The following is a 19,063-nucleotide window of genomic DNA, read 5'->3' as shown; positions in this document are numbered from 1 at the left end:
TCAGCCTACCCCGTAAACGTGCCCGTCCGCGGGAAGCCCTTCGGCACGACCTTGCCGGCCTGGGCGCGGGCGCCGCGCCAGCCCTTCCATTCCTCGAAGGCGCGGTGGCGCCCGCCGGTCACGACGATCAGGCCGTCGCGCTTGTCGAAGGTGATGAGGTCGGCAAGCTCCGCCTTGCCGCTGTAGGATTGCAGCTTGTTGCCCTTGCCGCGCGACATTTCCGGCAGGTCCTTCAGCGGGAAGATCAGCATCTTCCGGTTGGTGCCGACCACGGCGATCATGTCGCCTTCCACGGGCGTGCAGACCATCAGATGGCCCTCGCCGGTGTTCACCACCTGCTTGCCCGCCTTGCGGTTCGATTCCAGTTCCGCCTCCGGCACGATAAATCCGTACCCGGTCGATGAGGCCATGACGCGCTTGCGTTCGGGATCGAACTTGAACATCGCGACGATCGCCACATTGTCCTCAAGCTCGATCGACAGGCGGATCGGCTCGCCGTTGCCGCGCCCGCCCGGCAGCTTGTCCGCCGCCAGAATGAAGGCGCGCCCGTCCGACGACATGAAGACCAGCCGGTCCGTCGTCATCACTTCTTCCATCCAGGCCGGGCCGTCACCCTCCTTGAACTTGATCGAGTCCGGATCAAGCCCGTGGCCCTTCATGCCGCGGATCCAGCCCTGCTGCGACAGCACGACCGTCACCGGCTCCTTCGGCCGCGAAGCTTCCAGCGCCGCCGCAAGGTCCACGTCCGGCGCGTCCTCGAAGGTCGCGCGGCGCTTGCCGAGCGGCGTACCCGGATCGAATTCGTCGCGCGCCGCTTTCAGGTCCTTCGACACGCGCGACCATTGCTTGCGCGGCGAGGCCAGCAGCGCGACGATTTCCTCGCGCTCCTCCTTCAGTTTCTGGTGCTCGCCCCGGATCTCGACCTCTTCCAGCTTGCGCAAGGCGCGCAGGCGAAGGTTCAAGATCGCTTCTGCCTGGATGTCCGTCAGCTTGAAGCGCTTCATCAGCACCGGCTTCGGCTCATCCTCGGTGCGGATGATGCGGATCACCTCATCGATGTTGAGATAGGCGACAAGGTAGCCGTCCAGCAGGTGCAGCCGCTTCTCGATCTTGTCGAGGCGGAACTCCGAGCGCCGCACCAGCACTTCGCGGCGATGGTCCAGATAGGCCTGCAGCACGGCCTTCAGGCCCATCACCTGCGGCGCGCCCTTGTGCAGCACGTTCATGTTCAGACTGAAGCGCGTCTCAAGATCACAGACCTTGAACAGGCTCTCCATCAGCACATCGGCTTCTACCGTCTTGGCGCGCGGCACCAGCACGAGGCGCACGTCCTCGGCGCTCTCGTCACGCACGTCTTCCAGCAGCGGAACCTTCTTGGCCTCGAGCAATTCCGACAGCTTCTCCAGCAGGCGCGACTTCTGCACCTGATAGGGAATCTCGGTGACGATGATCTGGTAGGTGCCCCGCCCCGTATCTTCCACATGCCAGCGCGCCCGCATCCGGAAACTGCCCCGGCCCGTCTCATAGGCCTCCAGCATCGCGGCGCGTTCCTCGACGATCACGCCGCCGGTCGGAAAGTCCGGACCCTGAACAAATTCCATCAGCTCTGCGGTCGTCGCCTTCGGCTTCTCGATCAGCAGGCGCGCCGCATCGATCACTTCCGACACGTTGTGCGGCGGAATGGACGTCGCCATGCCGACCGCGATACCGGTCGCGCCATTCGCCAACAGGTTCGGGAACCCGGCGGGCAACACCACAGGCTCCTCGTCATTCTCGGCATAGTTGGCGCGGAAATCGACCGCGTTCTCGTCGAGCCCTTCCATCAAGAGCTCGGCGCCGCGCGTCATCCGCGCCTCGGTGTAGCGATAGGCCGCCGGGCTGTCGCCGTCGATGTTGCCGAAGTTGCCCTGCCCGTCGACCAGCGGGTAACGCACGTTGAAATCCTGCGCGAGGCGCACCAGCGTGTCATAGATCGAGCTGTCGCCATGCGGGTGATAGTTACCCATCACGTCGCCGACGATCTTGGCGCACTTGCGATAGCCGCCCTCGGGATCGAGCCGCAGCACGCGCATGCCGTAAAGGATGCGCCGCTGCACCGGCTTCAGCCCGTCGCGCACATCCGGCAGCGCCCGCGCCGTGATCGTGGAGAGCGCATAGGCGAGATAGCGCTTCGACAGCGCCTCGCTCATCGTCTCGTTGACAATCCGCTCTTCCGGCGGAGGCGAGGAGCCGCGTTTCACCATTCTGGTCTCTTTACAGTTCGTGCCACATTCTGTGCCTGCCCGGAGGCTAGAATCGCTTCCGACTCACGGGTGGGCGCAGGTTAACAGAAACCCGCGTTTGGTTAAGGAAAGGAAAAGGCTCCAGCTGCAAAAGCCGCTCCTGCGCTACTTCACCCTGCTGATCCTGCCGTCTGCCCTGGCGGTGGGGCTGATCCTTCGATTCGCCCCGCCCCAGCACAACCCGTTTGTGCCGCTGGACCTCAACCACAAGCCCGGCCTCGCCTCGCACTACAAGCTGACCCAGCTGTTCCGCCATCCGTCCGCCTGTTTCAACGCGCTCGATGCGACCGGCGTCCTCTACACCCGGCTGGAGGATTCCCCGCCCGGCGAAGCCTGCGGCAAGTACAATGCCCTGACGCTTGACCGGTCGCTGACGCCCTATTCCGCCACGCTCAGCATGACCTGCGTGGAAACCGCCGTGCTCTACTCCTGGGAACGCCACGTCGCCCGGCCGGCCGCCGTCGAGATTCTCGGCTCACCGATCCGCCAGATCGAGACCTATGGCAGCTTCTCCTGCCGCAACATCGCCGGCACCGATCGCAAGTCCGAGCACGCCCTCGGCAACGCTGTCGACATTTCCGGCTTCTGGCTGGAAGACGGCCGGCGCATCAGCGTCGAGACGCACTGGAAGAATGGCGGCAAGGAAGGCGAATTCCTCGAAGCCGTGCATGACGGCGGCTGCAAGCTGTTCTCGGTCACCCTCGGGCCCGACTACAACACGGCCCACCGGGACCATTTCCATTTCGACATGGGCGACCGGCGCACCTGCCGGTGAAAATTGAAAGCCCCCTCTCCCTTGGGAGAAGGGGCTTCAGCGCCTCAGTTCGCCGGCGCCTTGCAGCGATAGCCCTCGCGGGTCACTTCAGCGACATTGCCTTCGCCGCCGCAGACGCGGACTGCGAGGTCGGTATTCTCGGCAACTTTCGAGCCCGGACCGGTATTGTCCGATACGGCAATGCAGCCCGCGAGCGAAAGGGTCAGCGCGGCGCCCGCCGCGGCAACAAGGAGTTTCTTCATGCAGTTCAGCCTTCTGTGTTGATGTGATCAACGCCCGCCGGCACATTTCCCGCCGCCGCCTGAACGCCTTGTGAATGAACGGCTCTTGCCCGCCCCCACGTCAACCTGTCGAGGGTGACGCCAACCATAACCCGGGAGGAACTTCATGAAGCTGATCAATTCCGTGGGGCCGAACCCCCATGTCGTGCGCATGTTCATGGCGGAGCGCGGCATCACCCTGCCGACCGAAAACATCGACATCATCAAGGGCGAGAACCGCGAAGCGGGTTACCTGAAGACCAATCCCGCCGGCCAGTCGCCCTGCCTCGTGCTGGATGACGGCTCGATCATCACCGAAATCCTCGCCATCTGCGAATACCTCGACGAGACCAGCAAGGGCGACAGCCTGATCGGCAAGACACCGGAAGCGCGCGCGCAGACGCGGCGCTGGACCCGCTGGGTGGACCTCAACATCGTCGAGCCGCTGACCAACGGCTTCCGTTATGCCGAAGGCCTGCCGATGTTCCAGCCGCGCCTGCGCTGCATTCCGGAAGCGGCCGCCGGCCTCAAGGCCAAGGCGCAGGACGGCCTCGCCTTCCTCGACGGCCAGCTGGCCAGCCGCGCCTATGTGGCGGGCGACCAGTTCACGCTGGCTGACATCCTGCTCTTCTGCTTCCTCGCCTTCGGCGGACAGGTGGGCCAGCCGCTGAACCCCGAGCTGAAGAATGTTGGCCGCTGGTACGCGAAGGTGGCCGAGCGCGCGAGCGTGAAGGCCTAGCGTTTCGTCAGCAGGCGGACCATCAGGCGCTCCCGCTCGGGCGGGACGCCGCGATGGACAGCGGAAAACAGGCGGTGCTCCAGGAAGTGCCCGGTGAGCCGGAGACCCGCCTCAATATCGCCCGGCTCGAGCGCCGCACGCGGGTCCAGCAGGAACGCCGGCAGGCGCAGCAGCCGGTCGATATATTCCTCCGCCTCCGAGCCGCGCACGGCCCGGCCGGTCTTCGGCGAGACATGCGTGAGCCCGTCATTGGCGCCGCTGAGCGCGCACTCCTCGAGGTCGAGCCCGAAGCCGAGCGCGGAAAGAAGCCCGAGTTCCCAGCGCACATACAGCGCCGGCCAGACATCCGGGTTCGGAAGTTCATCGAGCAGCAGCACAGTGGCCTCATAGAGGTTCGAGCCCGCCGCGTCGCCTTCATTGGTGCTGGCCCTCAGCAGCGCCGTGATCGCCGAGACGGCGGCCAGCGCCGGGGCATCCTCCAGCAGTCGCGAGGCCCGTTCGCGCCGGGGCTCGGCCACATCGAACCGGCCGAGCGCATCTTCCAGGCGGCCGGACCAGGCCAGCGCGACCGTGTTGCCCGGCTCATACTGGGCGCGCCGCTTGCGGGAGGCGCCGCCATACACGAGCCCCGAACGCCGGCCACGTTCCGCCGTCAGCACATCGAGTATCAACCCGCCTTCACCGAAGCGGCGGCCTCCAAGGATTATTCCGTCATCGGACCAGTTCATCAGACGCTCCGAAGGTGCCCCCTCCGGCTCACGCCTTTGGCGTGACCCACCTCCCCCGCTACGCGGGGGAGGATAAGATTGCATCCGGGTGTCCCCTTATCCTCCCCCGTAACACGGGGGAGGTGGCAGGCCGCGAAGCGGACTGACGGAGGGGGCAACATCCTCCGGGTCCGCACCGCCAGCATCACACATCAAACTCCAGCCCGAAGCCGGAATAGTTCTCGCGCTTCTCCTGCCAGCGCTCGTCGACCTTGACGAACAGGAACAGGTGGACCGGGCGTTCCAGCATCGCGGTCAGCTCGACGCGTGCCTGCCGGCCGATTTCCTTGATCAGGCTGCCGCCCTTGCCGAGCACCATGGCCTTGTGACCCTCGCGCCCGACGATGATCGCCTGCTGGATTTTCACCGAGCCGTCCTTGCGCTCTTCCCAGTTCTCGGTCTCGACCGTAAGCTGGTAGGGCAATTCCTGGTGCAGGCGCAGCATCAGCTTTTCGCGCGTCACTTCGGCGGCGAGCACGCGCATCGGCAGGTCAGCCACCTGGTCCGGCGGATAGAGCGCCTCGCTCTGCGGCATGCGCGCGGCGATCGCGGCGGCGAGCTTGTCGACACTATCGCCCTTGTCGGCGGAGATCATGAAGATCTCGTCGTAGACGCCTTCGCCGTTCAGTTTCGCCATCACCGGCAGGACGCGGTCATGCGGGAAGAGGTCGATCTTGTTCAGGGCAAGGATCGCCCGCTTTCCGGCTTCCTTCAGCTGGGCGATGACGCGCTGGTCGTCCTCGATGGAGTTGCGCTGCGCGCCGGTGGTCTTGCCTTCATGCTCGGCGACCCAGGCGGACGCGTCGATCAGGTGGACAACCGCGTCGGCATCATCCGCGCCGCCCCAGGCCGCCTTGACCATCGCGCGGTCGAGCCGGCGCTTGGCCACGAAAATGCCCGGCGTGTCGACGATGACAATCTGTGTACTGCCGACCTGCGCGACGCCGCGCACCGGGAAGCGGGTCGTCTGCACCTTGTGGGTGACGATCGCGACTTTCGCGCCGACGAGGCGGTTCGTCAGGGTCGACTTGCCGGCATTCGGCGCGCCGATGATGGCGCAGAAACCGGCATGCGTGATGACGGGGTCGCTCATGTATTTCCTCTCAGTTGGGCCAGCATCCGCGCGGCGGCATGTCGCTCGGCGTCGCGCTTGGAGGGCCCGGTTGCAGCCGCCGTGCCATTGTCGGCAATGCGGACTTCGACTTCGTATTCCGGCGCATGGTCCGGGCCGGACCGGCCGATGACCACGTAATCCGGGAGCGGATGACCCTGCCCCTGCGCCCATTCCTGGAGCAGGGTTTTCGGATCCTTGGTTTCGGCCGGGCCGCTGTTGAACTGCGGCGCCCAGCCCTTTTCGATGAACTTTCGCGCCGGGCCAAGCCCGCCATCGAGATAGATCGCCGCGATCACGGCTTCGCAGGCATCACCCAGCGTCGACTCGCGCTCGCGCCCGCCGCTCGCCTGCTCGCTGTCGGAGAGAAGCAGGAAGGCATTGAGGCCGAGATGCCGGAAAGCCTCCGCACAGGCGCCTTTTTTCACGAGCCGGTTGAGGCGCGGCGCGAGGTCGCCCTCGGTCTCGTTGCGGCGGCGCTCGATCAGGCGTTCGGCGATCACGAGGTTCAGCACCCGGTCGCCGAGGAATTCGAGCCGCTGGTTGGCATGCTGCAATGACTCGGCCGCGCTCACTGCGCTCGGATGCGTCAGCGCCGTCAGCAGCAGCCCCTTGTCGCGAAAGCGGTGGCCGCAGGCTTCCTCGGCGGCGCTGAGGGCGGCGTCGGACAGGCGCGGACGCACCGCCTTGACGGCGGCGCGCTGGCGCGTGCGTTTCGGCCGAGGCGGTGTCATGGGGCGCTCATCGGCACAGCTTCGATGATCACCTGGGCCTCCGCCCACGGATGATCGTCGGTCAGAGTCAGGTGCACCACGGCGGTGTGGCCGGGCGGCGTGAGGCGGGCGAGGCGCGCCGCGGCGCCGCCGGTCAGCTCGAAGCCCGGCTTGCCGGATGGCAGGTTGATGACGCCAAGATGCTGCCAGTGCACACCGGCACGCGGCACGCCGGTGCCGAGCGCCTTGGCGCAGGCCTCCTTCGCGGCGAAGCGTTTCGCATAGGTCTCCGCCACGCGCCGGCGCCCGCGCGCCTTGGCGATCTCATAGGGAGTGAAGACGCGGCGCTCGAACTTTTCACCGAAACGGTCGAGCGAGCGCTGGATGCGCTCGATATTGCAGAGGTCGTTGCCGATGCCGATGATCATGCGGCCGCCGCTGCGCCGCGCGCGATGTCCATGCGGCGGCGCATTTCGCGGATCGACGCTTCGAGGCCGATGAAGATCGCCTCGCCGATCAGGAAGTGGCCGATGTTCAGCTCGGCGAGTTCGGGGATGGCGGCGACGGGGCCGACATTCTCGAAGGTGAGGCCGTGGCCGGCGTGCGGTTCGATCCCGCGGCGGCGCGCGTCGGCGGCAGCGAACTTCAGGCGTTCGAGTTCCGGCGCAGCGGCGCCCGCGCCGCCTTCCAGCCAGAGCTCCGCATAGCGGCCGGTGTGCAGCTCGACGACCGGCGCGCCGAGCACTTCGGCCACCGCGATCTGCACCGGGTCTGGTTCGATGAACAGCGAGACCCGCGCGCCCGCTGTCTTCAGCGCACTGACAATCGGCGCGATCTGGTTGTGCAGGCCGGCCACATTGAGGCCGCCTTCGGTCGTGCGCTCCTCGCGCCGCTCGGGCACGAGGCAGGCCGCATGCGGACGAAAGCCGGTGGCGATCGCCTTCATCTCGTCGGTCGCGGCCATCTCGAGATTGATCGGAAGACGCGTCGCCTTGCGGATCGCCTCGAGGTCGCCGTCGCGGATGTGGCGGCGGTCTTCGCGCAGATGGATGGTGATGCCGTCAGCGCCGGCGGCCTCGGCAATCTCGGCTGCGCGCACGGGGTCCGGATGCGGCCCGCCGCGCGCGTTGCGGATGGTCGCAACGTGGTCGATATTGATGCCGAGGCGCAGGTGGCCTGCCATCAGGCGAGGCCCCGCGAGCCGGGCTTCACAGCCGGCATGGCTGCGAGCTCCGGCGGCAGCGCGTCGGGCGCATAGTCCGGGAAATTCACCTGCGCAAGCGAGACGAGGCGGCAGCCGACATCCGCCTTGCCGCCCGAGCGGTCGATGATGCAGGCGCCGCCAACCACTGTGCCCGGCAGCTTGCCGAGCGCGACGACCGTCTCGCGGAACGACAGGCCGGTGGTGACGATGTCCTCGGCAATCAGTACACGGTCCTTCTCGCCAATGGAAAAGCCGCGGCGGAATTCGAGATTGCCTTCCACGCGCTCGGCGAAGATCGCGCGGGCGCCGAGATGGCGGGCGAGCTCGTAGCCCGGGATGATGCCGCCGACGGCGGGGCCGGCGACGACGTCGATCTTGCCGAACTCGGCCGTCAGCTTGGCGGCGAGCGCCTTGCAGAGTTTCTCCGAGAGGTCCGGCCGCGAGAAGACGAGCGCCTTCTGCAAGAAGACCGGGCTGCGCCGGCCGGACGAGAGGATGAAATGCCCCTCCAGCAGCGCGCCGGCATCGCGGAACACATCAAGCACCTGATCACTGTTCATCCTGGCCCTCCTGGTCGCGCACGGCGCGGTCAACGACGGCCAGCGAGCGTAGGGCCGCCAGGATCTGGGTGAGGCGCTTCAGGTCTTCCACTTCAATATCCATTGTAAGTTCGATGAAATCGGGATGGCGCGCGCCGGTGACGAGGCCGACAATGTTGCCATTGGATTCGGCCACGGCGGAACACAGCTTGGCGAGCACGCCTTTCTGGTTCGAGGCATTGATCCTTATACGGCCGGTCGCGACGGCGCCGGTCTTGGCAAGCTCGGTCCATTTCAGGTCGCGCCAGAGTTCCGGGCGGTCGTCATACTCGGCGAGGCGCGGGCAGCTGGAGACGTGGACGACGAGGCCCTTGTCGGGCACCTGCACGCCGATGATGCGATCGCCCGGCAGCGGACGGCAGCACTGGCCGAGGTGCAGCGTGACGCCCGGCATCAGGTCCTTGCCCTCGACGAACAGCGGCGCATGGCGGTTGTCGATCGGCGTCTTGTCGGCGTCGTCGGTGCGCTCGGCGGCGTAGCCCGGGAAGGCGGCATTGATGATCGCCGAAGTCTGGATGCGGCCGCGCCCGGCGCCCTCGCGCATGTCGTCCACGGACGGAATGCCGAGCTTCTTGGCGACATCGATCAGCATCACGTCGACGGGGTCGACGCCGGCGCGGCGCAGGGCCTGGTTGATCAGGCCTTCGCCGAGACGGCGGAATTCGGCTGCTTCGAGATCGCGTTCCAGCTTGCGCTGTTTCGATTTCGCCCGGCCCGTATAGGTCATTGCCTCCCAGCCAATCACCGGCGCCGGCGCGCGGCCCCGGATGATCTCGACCACATCGCCATTCTTCAGCGGGCGGCGCATAGATTTCGCCTCGCCATTGATCCGTGCACCGATGGTGGAATCGCCGACCGCCGAATGGACAGCGTAGGCGAAGTCCAGCGGCATCGCGCCGGCCGGCAGGATGATCAGCTTGCCCTTCGGCGTGAAGGTGAAGACGTGCTCGCGGTACATTTCGAGCTTGGCATGCTCGAGGAATTCGCCGGGCTCCGCCCCGTCGCGCAGCAGTTCGGCGAAGGCCTTGAGGTTGGCTTCGGGATCGAGGCCGGCGGCGCGGGCGGAGTCGAGGTCGAAGCCATAGGCACGGTTCTTGTAGCCCCAGTGGGCGGCGACGCCGAATTCGGCCGTGCGGTCCATCGCTTCGGTGCGGATCTGCAGTTCGACGCGGCGGTTGCCGGAGGCGCGCACGGTGGTGTGCAGGCTGGCATAGCCGTTCGGCTTCGGCACCGAGATGAAATCGCGGAACCGGTCCGGGATGCAGGCCCAGTGGGTATGGATGGCACCGAGAGCGGTGTAGCAGTCGCGCGGCGTATCGAGGATGACGCGGAAGGCGAAGAGGTCGGCCACGTCGCGGAACGAGATCGACTTGCGCTCCAGTTTGCGCCACAGCGAATAGGGCTGCTTGCGGCGGCCCTTGAGGCGGTAGTTCAGGCCGGTGCCTTTGAGGAGCTTGTCGAGATCTGTCCGTATACGGTCGAGGTCCCCGCTGTTCTCGCGGTCGAGTTCCTCAAGCCGGTAAAGGATGGCGCGGCGCGCTTCCGGGTTCAGCTCCTGGAAGGCGAGGTCGTCCATCCGGGCCGCGACATCATAGAGGCCGACGCGGCGTGCGAGCGGCGCATAGATGTCCATGGTCTCGCGGGCCGTGCGCTGGCGGCTTTCGGCCTTCTTGCGATGGTGCAGCGTTTCCATGTTGTGCAGGCGGTCCGCCAGCTTGACCAGCAGCACGCGGATGTCGCTGGTCATGGCCAGGATGAACTTCTGGAAGTTCTCGGCCTGCGCAGCTTCCTTGGAGGAGAATTCGAGCTTGTCGAGCTTGGTGACGCCGTCGACCAGTTCTGCGACGTCGGCGCCGAAGCGCACTTCGATATCGCCGATGTCGATCTCGGTATCCTCGACCACATCATGCAGGAGGCCGGCGGCGATGGTCACCTCGTCGAGGTGCACATCGGCGAGCAGGTTCGCAACGCGGATCGGGTGGGAATAGTAGGCCTCGCCGGAATCGCGCGTCTGGATGCCGTGATGCTTCTTGGCGAAATCGTAGGCCTGGCCGAGCAGTTCGGATTTCACGCGCGGGTGATAGGCACGAACCTTGGCGATCAGTTCTTCGCGGGTCGGCACCGGGGGCAACGCATCAGCGGCCTCCGGCACATCGGCTGCCTTGCCAGCGTTAGCGCCAGCCCCTTTTTCCGATGCGGAAAGGGCGCTGCCGTCCATCTGGGCTCCTAGAGGCGATCGTCGCGCCCGGATTCGATTTCAGCCTGGTAGGCGCGCAGGACATCGTCCTCGGTCGCAGCCGGCGACGCCATGAGGGCCTGACGGTCGGCCTCGCGCTCGTTCTCCTCGCCCGGACGGATGTCCTGCAGGTTGGAGATCAGGGCTTCCTTGACGACTTTCAGGTCGATCGACGCATCGGCAATCTCGCGCAGCGAAACGACCGGGTCCTTGTCATTGTCGCGGTCAACCGTCAGCGGCGAGCCTTCGCGGATCATCCGCGCGCGGTGGCCGGCCAAAAGGACCAGTTCGAACCGGTTCGGGACCTTTTCGATGCAATCTTCGACGGTGACGCGTGCCATTCGGACAATTCTCCTGTGAACCGCCCTTTATATGCGCTGCAGCACACCCCGGCAACCCATCCTTGCAGGCTTTGGCAAGGACCGGTAATCGGAGGGCTTTGATCGTCCGGGCAATCGATTGGCCCCCCTCCTATTGCAGTTAAAGGACCTTGCCAATGGCCTTCTACAAGGATGAGCGCATCGCCCTGTTCATCGACGGCGCCAATCTCTACGCGGCGGCGCGGGCGCTGGGGCTGGAAATCGATTTTCGCAAGCTTCTCAAGGAGTTCCAGGCCCGCGGGCGGCTGGTGAGGGCGAATTACTATACTGCCCTGGTGGAGTCCGACGAGTACAGCCCGGTCCGCCCGCTGGTCGACTGGCTGGCCTATAACGGGTTCAACGTGGTGCGGAAGGCCGCGCGGGAGTTCGTTGACCGTGACGGGCGCAAGCGGGTGCGCGGCAACATGGATGTGGAACTGGCGGTCGACATGCTGGAGGCGGCCGGCTGGGCCGACCATATCGTGCTGTTCAGCGGCAACGGGGACTTTCGGCGGCTGGTGGAGGCCGTGAAGGCCAAGGGCGTGCGCGTCTCGGTGGTCTCGACGCTGAACGCCACCCCGCCAATGCTGTCCGACGAGCTGCGCCGGGAGGCGGATGCCTTCATCGAGCTGACCGACCTTGGCGAACTGGTCGCCCGCCCTCGCCGCGACACCGCCGAAGCGGAACCGGACAGCGGCGACTAGCCGTCCTTCAGGCCGAGCAGGCCACGTACGCCGCCGGAGGTGAGCAGCGCCACGGCCGCGAGCGCCACCGGCAGGGACACGCGCGGCGGGGCCGCGATGAACAGGGGCCGCCAGTCCGGCTGGAACTTCGACTTGTAGGCCCTGAGCCCCCGGAAGCCGTAGAGGCTTTCGCCCTGGTCGTAGACGATCTGTCCGATCTTGGAGAGCGCCGGCGAGAAGCGCCCTGCCCGCATGCCGGACAATGGCGCCATGCCAAGGTCCAGCGTCTGGAAGCCTTGCGCCTTGGCCCAGTCGAGGAGGCCGATGAACAGGAATTCCATCACCCCGTTCGGGGCCTCCTTCGTATGGCGCATCAGGTCGACCGCGATCTCGCGCCCTCCGGGGCCGGGCCAGAGCGAGGCGAAGGCGACCGGCGGCGCGCCGGGCTTGCGCACCAGCGCGACCGGGAACCGCGACAGGTATTCGAGGTCGAACCGGCCGAGGGAGAAGCTCTTCTCGCGGCCGGACTGGTCGGCGAGCCAGGCATCCGAGACCCGCTTCAGCGCCTCCCAGGGCGCGGCCCCGCCAGCGGGGATCACCTCGACGGTCCAGCCATCACGGAGCTGGCGGTTGTTGGCCTGACGCAGGCGGGCGCGGGCGGGGCCTTGCAGGCTGAACGCCTGGACATCGACGCAGGCGGTCTCGCCGATCTTGCGGATGACGTAGCCGAGTTCGACCAGCGCCGGCAGCAGGTCGCCCCCGGCGGCATAGATCACCGGTGACTTGCCGGCCCGGTCGGCGGCCTCATGGAAGGCGGTGAGCGCGGCGACCGTCTCACCCGGATCGCCCACCGGATTGCCCATCGAGACCCATAGCCCACCGCGCGGGCGGTACATCACGAACGAGCGGCCGGACGGCGTGAAGACGAAGGACTTGTCGCCGGAAAACATCAGGTTGGCGTCGGCATGGCCTTCGGGCGCCGACGCGAAGATGGCGGCGGCTTTCGCGAGATCGCCGGCATCGGCGCCGCCGGTCTGGCGCACGCCCGCCACCTGCCAACCCGCGACCAGCAGGCCGCCGACCACCGCAGCGGCGAGCGCGCGCATCGAACGCGGCGCATCGGAATCGCCGAGGAAGGTCCACCACAGGTCGTCCGTATAGGGAACGTCGCGGTAGGCGGCGAGCAGGATGCCGACGGCGATGCCGGCCACCGCCAGCATGGCGAGCACGCTGGGGACGGAGAGGAGATTTCCGGTGAGGTGGCCCTGCCGGTAGAAACTGGCGCGGAACGGCAGCAGCGCGAGCGCCGCCAGCGCCAGCATCAGCGATTCCTCCCAGTGCAGCCCCTTGAGCAGCGTGAACCCGGCGCCCGCCGCCAGTAGCGCCAGCACCATCCAGTAGGCCGCATCGATACGGCGCCAGATGCCGGCCGCGAGGAACAGCAGCAGCATGCCTACCATCGAGGCCATCAGGTGCGAAAGCTCGGCCACCGCGACGCCGGACCAGGCGAGCAGCGCTTCCATCCGGGCCGGCAGGCTCGGCTGCGCCGCCGAAAAGATCAGCAGCACACCGATGACGAAACAGACGACCGCCGCGACCGGCGGCACCATCGCATCGACGAACACCCGCCAGCCGAACTCGCCCCCACGCACGCTGGCCGCAGCGGCGCCGGCCGGCGCGGGCGCCGAGGCGTCCGGAGAGGAAGTGTCGTCGCTCACGCCTTGCCCTTCAGATCAGGCGGGCAGCATGGGCCGATCCCTGCATCGCCTCAAGCCCTGCCCGGCTGCGCCCTTTTGCCCGTGCGGGGATGGCTGTAAGGCTGGCGGCATGCCGACCCTTCCGCATCCCCGCTTCGCGGCCTTCCTCACGGTCTTCATCCTCACCACGGGCCTGTCGCTGGCGGTGCTCGCGCCCGAGCGGGCGTTGGTGGGCGGCTTTGACCTGGCCGCGCTTGTCTTCATCTTTTCCTGCATCCCCCTCTGGCGCGAAGACAGCGCCGGCGCCGCCCGGCGGCGCGGCGCGCGCGATGATGGCGGCCGGGTGCTGCTTCTGGTGGTCACGGCGGCGTCCTTCGTGGCGGTGCTGGTGGCCACAGCGATCATGTTGTCGGGACGCACTGCCTCATCGGGCAGCGATATTGCGCTCAGCCTCGGCACGCTGGTGCTCGCCTGGGTTTTCGCAAACCTGGTGCTGGCGTTCCACTATTCGCACCTCTACTACGACCAGGTTCACGGCAAGGACAGCAAGGGGCTGGACTTTCCGGGCACGGACGAACCGTCATTCGCCGACTTCTGCTATTTCGCCTTCGTGATCGGCATGACCTGTCAGGTGTCGGATGTGGCGATCGATGACCCTACAATGCGAAAAACCGCGACGGTGCATGGCGTCGCGGCTTTCTTTTTCAATCTGGGCGTCCTGGCGCTGGCCGTGAACATCACGGCCGGGATCATCTGAGGATCAGCGGCGCATCGTGAAGGTGATGCCGGCGAAGTCTTCCGAGTCCGACAGGCTCTTGTTGCGGTCGCTGAATTCGATTTCGCGGCGGATATAGCTGAACGACAGCTCGCCGCCGCCGCGCTGGATCGAGACGCCGGCCTGCAGGTCGCCGACGGTAAGCTGGTCGGTCATCTGCATGTCGGAGAAGCTGCTCATGCCAATGCGCTGGACGTCAGCATCCCAGACGAGGGCTTCACCATCGGCGCCGACGAACACGTACCAGCCTTCAGGCGCCTTGCCGGAGTCGAGGCCGAGGCCCTGACCGAGGCGGACTTCACCGCCGACGCGCTGGGCGGACAGGTCGCCGCCTTCGCGGATGGCGACGCGCGGCGCAAGGCCGACATCGAAGCCGAGGCCGGTTTGGCCGCTGGTGGCGGCAAGCGCCAGGCCGAATGACATGTCGTTGTATTCAGGATCGGGCTGGCCGTAGCGCGAGGTGGCGACATCGGCGGCAACGGAAGCGAGCAGTGGGTTGCCGCTCCAGCCGAAGCTGCTGCTGGCTTGCGGCGTGCCGCTGAGGCCCGAGCCGGTGAGGCTGAAGGCGGACGGCGCGGGGGCGGTCGCGAAGACCGAGATGTCAGCGCCCTGCCCGCTCAGGCGGATATCCGGACCGGCCGGCAGGATCGCCGGCATGGCGTTTCCGGCGAGGGCGGAAGCGGACGGTGAGTTCAATGCCCCGCCTCCGAAGGAGCCGGGCACAGCGAGGGTCATTCCGAGTGATTGTTCAGCGGCCGGTTCGGAATATCCGTAGCCGGCGGCTGCTGAAGAGACGCATCCCTGGCAAGCCAGGGTGACAAGGCTGGTAGCAAGCGCGAACACCATTACCCTAGTACCTCTCACGGCCTAAATCCTTACTCCACTTGCGTAAGAAAATGACCCTGTATGTCTAACCTATCATGAAGGCGCGGCGGCCCCAACCATCTTTAAAACCACCAAAGATTAATTCAGTGATACGAAGCCGCAACGTACGGACATGGCCACAAGTTCCGGTTTTTCGCCGATTTTTCTCGCAAGTTCCGCGCCAGGGCGGACCCCCGCCCTGTTAACCGGTTGAGATAAAAGGCGAAAATGGGGCATCTCGCGCCCGCACCCAAAAGATGAACGGCCCGCCTTGCGGCGAGCCGTCAAAATTAAGGTTTTGGGGGCCGAAAACGACCTATTGGCAGGCCAGGCACTCGTCGTAATCGGTGCTTTCGACGTCCATCTTCTCGATTTCAGCCTTTTCCGAGCCCGCAAAGGCGGCGCGCTGGACCGATTTCGAGCGGCAGTAATAGAGGGATTTCAGGCCGCGTTCCCAGGCGGTCCAGTGCAGCATGTGCAGGTCCCACTTGTTGATGTCGCCCGGCAGGAAGAGGTTCAGCGACTGCGACTGGCAGATGAACGGCGTGCGGTCGGCGGCCAGTTCGATGATCCAGCGCTGGTCGAGTTCGAAGGCCGTCTTGTAGATGTCCTTCTCGTCCTGCGTCAGGCAGTCGAGGTGCTGGACCGAGCCTTCATGCTCGAGGATCGAGTTCCAGATCTCCGGCGTGTCGAGGTCTTTCGAGGCCAGAAGTTCCTGCAGCTGCTTGTTCTTCACAGTGAACGAGCCCGACAGGGTCTTGTGGGTGTAGACGTTAGCCGGGATCGGCTCGATGCCGGCCGACGTGCCGCCGCAGATGATCGAGATCGAGGCGGTGGGGGCAACGGCGAGCTTGTTCGAGAAGCGGGCCATCATGCCGACATCGCGGGCGTCCTCGCAGGGGCCGCGTTCCTTGGCAAGCTTCACCGAGGCCGCATCGGCGCCCTGACGGATATGCTTGAAGATCTTCATGTTGAGCGCCTTGGCGGTCGCGCTCTCCAGCGAGACGTTCATCGCCTGCAGGAAGGAGTGGAAGCCCATGACGCCGAGGCCGACCGACCGCTCACGCTTGGCCGAATAGACCGCGCGGGCCATTTCCGGCGGGGCGCGCTCGATGAAGTCTTCCAGCACATTGTCGAGGAAGCGGAACACGTCTTCCATGAACATCGACTCTTTCGACCATTCGAGGAAGGTCTCGGCATTGACCGACGAGAGGCAGCAGACCGCAGTGCGGTCGACGCCGCGATGGTCGACGCCGGTCGGCAGAGTGATTTCCGAGCAGAGGTTCGACTGGGTGACCTTCAGGCCGAGGCGCTTCTGGTGCGCCGGCATGGCGTTGTTCACGGTGTCGGTGAACAGCAGGTAGGGCTCGCCGGTCTGCATGCGCAGTTCAAGGATCTTCTGCCAGAGCTTGCGGGCGTTCACCGTTTTCAGGACTTCGCCCGACTTCGGCGAGATCAGCGGGAACTCTTCATCGTTGCGAACGGCTTCCATGAAGGCATCGGTGATGTTGATGCCGTGGTGGAGGTTCAGCGATTTGCGGTTGAAGTCGCCGGAAGCTTTGCGGATCTCAAGGAATTCCTCGATTTCCGGGTGGTGGATGTCGAGATAGCAGGCGGCCGAACCCCGGCGCAGGGAGCCCTGCGAAATCGCCAGCGTCAGCGAATCCATCACGCGGATGAAGGGGATGATGCCGGACGTCTGACCGTTCTGGCCGACCTTCTCGCCGATCGAGCGGACATTGCCCCAATAGCTGCCGATGCCGCCGCCATTGGAGGCGAGCCAGACGTTCTCGGTCCAGGTCTCGACGATATCGTCGAGCGAATCGCCGACCTGGTTGAGGAAGCAGGAGATCGGCAGGCCGCGGTCGGCGCCGCCGTTGGACAGGACAGGCGTCGCCGGCATGAACCAGAGCTTGGAGATATAGTCGTAGATCCGCTGGGCATGGCCGGCATCGTCCGCGAAGGCGTTGGCGACGCGGGCGAACATGTCCTGATAGGTTTCGCCGGGCAGCAGGTAGCGGTCGTCGAGGGTCTTCTTGCCAAAGTCGGTCAGCAGCGCATCGCGCGACGGATCTGTCACGATGGCATGGCCGGTGACCAGCGCGATCCTGGCTTCTCCGCCGGCTTTGGGTTTGCCCTTGCGAGCGGCTTCCTTGGCGACGGACTTGGCGTTGGTTGCCGACATGGCGACCCTCCTGATCTTCCTGCAATTACTGGGATTCTCGGGGCGTTTGACCACATCTGGTCCGGCGCCTCTTCCCTGACACAACATATAGTGTCCGAAGGTTAATTTCCGGTCAACGGCCCATTTCGCAAAACCGTCAAAGAAGCGTGGAAAACTCCTGAATCAAAGGTTAACAACGCGCCCGGATCGCCCGCGTTGCGGGGATTTGAGAGCCAGTGTAGCGTCGCGCAAGGGACGCATGAAAGGCGCTAACATGAAACCCATTTTTGTGGCGATTGCCCTGGTGGCGATGGTCCTTCCAGCCACCTCGCAAGGCAACAATCATTCCGGCAACCCCGGCAGCCCGGCGCAGTACGAAACGACGCCTTACGAGGCGGCGCCGATGTCGACGCTGGCGCAGCAGGCCTTCGACACCTGCCCGGCCCTCATCGCGCGCACCGAATCGGCGGTCGCGAGCGGCCATCAGCAGTATTATTACCAGTACGACTGCGAGTGCATGGCCCGCTCGATCGACTACAATTCCTGGGACGAAGCCTCGGCCACCTATTCCGGACCGAAGATGCCGGGCTCGGACGCCTATGCGATCATCGGTGCGCTGGCGAGCTCGCCGACCATTGAAGACGCCTTCTCGGCGATCGATTCGAATGTCAGCGAGACGGGGTATTCCGCCGTTTCGGCATGTTACGGAAAATAACCGCTGCGGCCTTGGCCTGCCTCTGGGCGGCCATGGGCGCGCAGGCACAGGTGTCACCGGACGCGCTGACCGGCCTCAAGGCCGGGGACCTGATCTTCAAGGGCGCCGAGACCGGCACGGGTACCCGCGTCGCGGCGGGCTGGTCGCTGGGCGACAAGCGGTGGGGGCATGTGGGAATCGTCGCGGCGCATCCGGGCGGCGGGTTCGACGTGATCCATGCCGATACCGGCCAGCCGGGCGAGGCCGGCGAGGTGCGCCGCGTGCCGCTGGCCGCGTTCCTGGCGGACGTCTACACCGCCGGCATCTATGAGGTGCACCTCGAAGGCGACCAGCGCAAAGCCTATCTCGCGGAGGCAGAAGCCGAGATCGGCCTGCCCTTCGACCGGGGCTTTTCGCTCGCCTCGACCAATGCGGTGTATTGTTCGGAACTGGTCTGGCGGGCGCTGTCGGCGGGCGCCGGCGGCGACATCCAGCCGGAAAAGACCAAGCGCTTCGGGCGGGTCTATATCTCGGTGTCGGACATTTCGGAGAACCCGCTCGTCGAGGAAGTGGCCGTGATAGCGGCGGAGCGGCCTCACAAGAGCTGAAGGTGGAGACAGGCGAGCGACCCGGGCTGAAGCTCGTTAGGGCTGCTCGGTTCCCCGCCTGACCCGATTGGCGAGCGACCCGTCCGCCGCCTGCCTCCGAGGGCTATATGCGCGGGGGCGATTCGAATCGCAAGGGCAACCGGCAGACGCCGGTCAGCCAAGTTCGGCGATCTCGTCCGGGGTGAAAGTCCGCGCGCGGGACAGGAAGCGGCGCTCGCGGCCATTGTCGAGCGAGAACATGCCGCCCCGGCCGGGAACGACATCGAGGATGAGCTGGGTATGCTTCCAAGCCTCGAACTGGCTTTCCGAGATGTAGACCTTCACGCCGTCGACCTCGCCGAGGCAGACATCGACCTCGCCGATCCGGAAATCCGAAACCGGATAGCACATCGGGCTCGACCCGTCGCAGCAGCCGCCGGACTGGTGGAACAGGATCTCCGGATGGTCCTTCCGGATTTCGGCGATCAGGTCGCGGGCGGCGGGTGTGGCAGTAACGCGCGGCGGGCTCATGACGATCCTCCTGCTACGGACGA

The 19,063-nt window shown here is 65.9% G+C and carries 20 protein-coding genes and 1 other RNA gene; 6 read left to right on the top strand and 15 right to left on the bottom strand.

All coding sequences use genetic code 11. The features are described 5' to 3' along the window. Positions 1–5: 5 nt before the first annotated feature. On the bottom strand, positions 6–2,243 hold the full coding sequence (parC, locus tag IPK75_10300; protein MBK8198752.1) for a DNA topoisomerase IV subunit A: 2,238 nt from the start codon (positions 2,241–2,243) through the stop codon (positions 6–8). A gap of 97 nt (positions 2,244–2,340) precedes the next feature. Here parC and IPK75_10295 point away from each other — a divergent pair, with 97 nt between their 5' ends. Next, positions 2,341–3,057: an extensin family protein gene (locus tag IPK75_10295; GenBank protein ID MBK8198751.1), complete on the top strand. Its 717-nt coding sequence runs from the start codon at positions 2,341–2,343 to the stop codon at positions 3,055–3,057. Between the two features lie 44 nt (positions 3,058–3,101). Here the strand turns inward: IPK75_10295 and IPK75_10290 are convergent, their stop codons facing one another. Then, on the bottom strand, positions 3,102–3,299 hold the full coding sequence (locus IPK75_10290) for a hypothetical protein (protein ID MBK8198750.1): 198 nt from the start codon (positions 3,297–3,299) through the stop codon (positions 3,102–3,104). Between the two features lie 145 nt (positions 3,300–3,444). Here IPK75_10290 and IPK75_10285 point away from each other — a divergent pair, with 145 nt between their 5' ends. After that, on the top strand, positions 3,445–4,056 hold the full coding sequence (locus IPK75_10285) for a glutathione S-transferase family protein (protein MBK8198749.1): 612 nt from the start codon (positions 3,445–3,447) through the stop codon (positions 4,054–4,056). On the opposite strand, the gene recO is transcribed toward IPK75_10285, so the two are convergent. The 8 genes from recO to IPK75_10245 form a co-directional block, all read right to left on the bottom strand. Next, positions 4,053–4,784: a DNA repair protein RecO gene (gene recO, locus IPK75_10280; protein MBK8198748.1), complete on the bottom strand. Its 732-nt coding sequence runs from the start codon at positions 4,782–4,784 to the stop codon at positions 4,053–4,055. The genes IPK75_10285 and recO overlap by 4 nt on opposite strands. Positions 4,785–4,968: 184 nt before the next feature. Beyond that, complete coding sequence (gene era / locus IPK75_10275; GenBank protein ID MBK8198747.1) at positions 4,969–5,916, bottom strand: GTPase Era; 948 nt, start codon at positions 5,914–5,916, stop codon at positions 4,969–4,971. Continuing rightward, entirely contained in the window at positions 5,913–6,668 is a 756-nt protein-coding gene (rnc, locus tag IPK75_10270) for a ribonuclease III (GenBank protein ID MBK8198746.1), read from the bottom strand. Before rnc ends, era begins: the two co-directional genes overlap by 4 nt. Continuing rightward, a complete protein-coding gene (locus tag IPK75_10265) occupies positions 6,665–7,075 on the bottom strand; it encodes a holo-ACP synthase (GenBank protein ID MBK8198745.1) in 411 nt (136 codons plus the stop codon). Before IPK75_10265 ends, rnc begins: the two co-directional genes overlap by 4 nt. After that, entirely contained in the window at positions 7,072–7,830 is a 759-nt protein-coding gene (locus tag IPK75_10260) for a pyridoxine 5'-phosphate synthase (protein ID MBK8198744.1), read from the bottom strand. Before IPK75_10260 ends, IPK75_10265 begins: the two co-directional genes overlap by 4 nt. Further along, the gene (locus tag IPK75_10255) at positions 7,830–8,411 is read right to left on the bottom strand and encodes an orotate phosphoribosyltransferase (GenBank protein ID MBK8198743.1); all 582 of its coding nucleotides are present in this window, start codon (positions 8,409–8,411) and stop codon (positions 7,830–7,832) included. The genes IPK75_10260 and IPK75_10255 overlap by 1 nt, the downstream gene beginning before the upstream one ends. Then, positions 8,401–10,668 (bottom strand): bifunctional (p)ppGpp synthetase/guanosine-3',5'-bis(diphosphate) 3'-pyrophosphohydrolase, encoded by a 2,268-nt coding sequence (locus IPK75_10250; GenBank protein ID MBK8198742.1) that lies wholly within the window; start codon positions 10,666–10,668, stop codon positions 8,401–8,403. Before IPK75_10250 ends, IPK75_10255 begins: the two co-directional genes overlap by 11 nt. Before the next feature lie 8 nt (positions 10,669–10,676). Next, a complete protein-coding gene (locus IPK75_10245; protein ID MBK8198741.1) occupies positions 10,677–11,027 on the bottom strand; it encodes a DNA-directed RNA polymerase subunit omega in 351 nt (116 codons plus the stop codon). 155 nt (positions 11,028–11,182) lie between these two features. Here IPK75_10245 and IPK75_10240 point away from each other — a divergent pair, with 155 nt between their 5' ends. After that, entirely contained in the window at positions 11,183–11,749 is a 567-nt protein-coding gene (locus tag IPK75_10240; GenBank protein ID MBK8198740.1) for an NYN domain-containing protein, read from the top strand. Here the strand turns inward: IPK75_10240 and IPK75_10235 are convergent. Then, positions 11,746–13,446 carry a bifunctional lysylphosphatidylglycerol flippase/synthetase MprF gene (locus IPK75_10235; protein ID MBK8198739.1) on the bottom strand — a complete coding sequence of 567 codons (1,701 nt, stop codon included), beginning with the start codon at positions 13,444–13,446 and terminating at the stop codon, positions 11,746–11,748. The genes IPK75_10240 and IPK75_10235 overlap by 4 nt on opposite strands. Positions 13,447–13,555: 109 nt before the next feature. Here IPK75_10235 and IPK75_10230 point away from each other — a divergent pair, with 109 nt between their 5' ends. Then, complete coding sequence (locus IPK75_10230; protein ID MBK8198738.1) at positions 13,556–14,182, top strand: DUF1345 domain-containing protein; 627 nt, start codon at positions 13,556–13,558, stop codon at positions 14,180–14,182. A gap of 3 nt (positions 14,183–14,185) precedes the next feature. Here IPK75_10230 and IPK75_10225 read toward each other — a convergent pair whose 3' ends face one another. After that, positions 14,186–14,935, bottom strand: coding sequence for a DUF2219 family protein (locus tag IPK75_10225; GenBank protein MBK8198737.1), 750 nt, complete (start codon positions 14,933–14,935; stop codon positions 14,186–14,188). Between the two features lie 445 nt (positions 14,936–15,380). Next, positions 15,381–17,249 (bottom strand): ribonucleoside-diphosphate reductase subunit alpha, encoded by a 1,869-nt coding sequence (locus tag IPK75_10220; protein MBK8198736.1) that lies wholly within the window; start codon positions 17,247–17,249, stop codon positions 15,381–15,383. 253 nt (positions 17,250–17,502) lie between these two features. On the opposite strand from IPK75_10220, the gene IPK75_10215 reads away from it, so the two are divergent. Together IPK75_10215 and IPK75_10210 are read left to right on the top strand one after the other, a co-directional pair. Further along, positions 17,503–17,943: a hypothetical protein gene (locus IPK75_10215; protein MBK8198735.1), complete on the top strand. Its 441-nt coding sequence runs from the start codon at positions 17,503–17,505 to the stop codon at positions 17,941–17,943. Continuing rightward, positions 17,928–18,530 carry a hypothetical protein gene (locus IPK75_10210; GenBank protein MBK8198734.1) on the top strand — a complete coding sequence of 201 codons (603 nt, stop codon included), beginning with the start codon at positions 17,928–17,930 and terminating at the stop codon, positions 18,528–18,530. The genes IPK75_10215 and IPK75_10210 overlap by 16 nt, the downstream gene beginning before the upstream one ends. Positions 18,531–18,533: 3 nt before the next feature. On the opposite strand, the gene ffs is transcribed toward IPK75_10210, so the two are convergent. Both ffs and IPK75_10200 read right to left on the bottom strand, forming a co-directional pair. Continuing rightward, positions 18,534–18,626: signal recognition particle sRNA small type (gene ffs, locus IPK75_10205), an RNA gene on the bottom strand. A gap of 57 nt (positions 18,627–18,683) precedes the next feature. Next, on the bottom strand, positions 18,684–19,040 hold the full coding sequence (locus IPK75_10200) for a DUF779 domain-containing protein (GenBank protein MBK8198733.1): 357 nt from the start codon (positions 19,038–19,040) through the stop codon (positions 18,684–18,686). Positions 19,041–19,063 lie beyond the last annotated feature (23 nt).

The organism is Acidobacteriota bacterium (assembly GCA_016712445.1).
In the GTDB taxonomy this organism is placed as follows: domain Bacteria; phylum Pseudomonadota; class Alphaproteobacteria; order Caulobacterales; family Hyphomonadaceae; genus Hyphomonas.
Note: the sequence above shows the minus strand (reverse complement) of the source record. Positions and strands in the feature narration are given on the sequence as shown.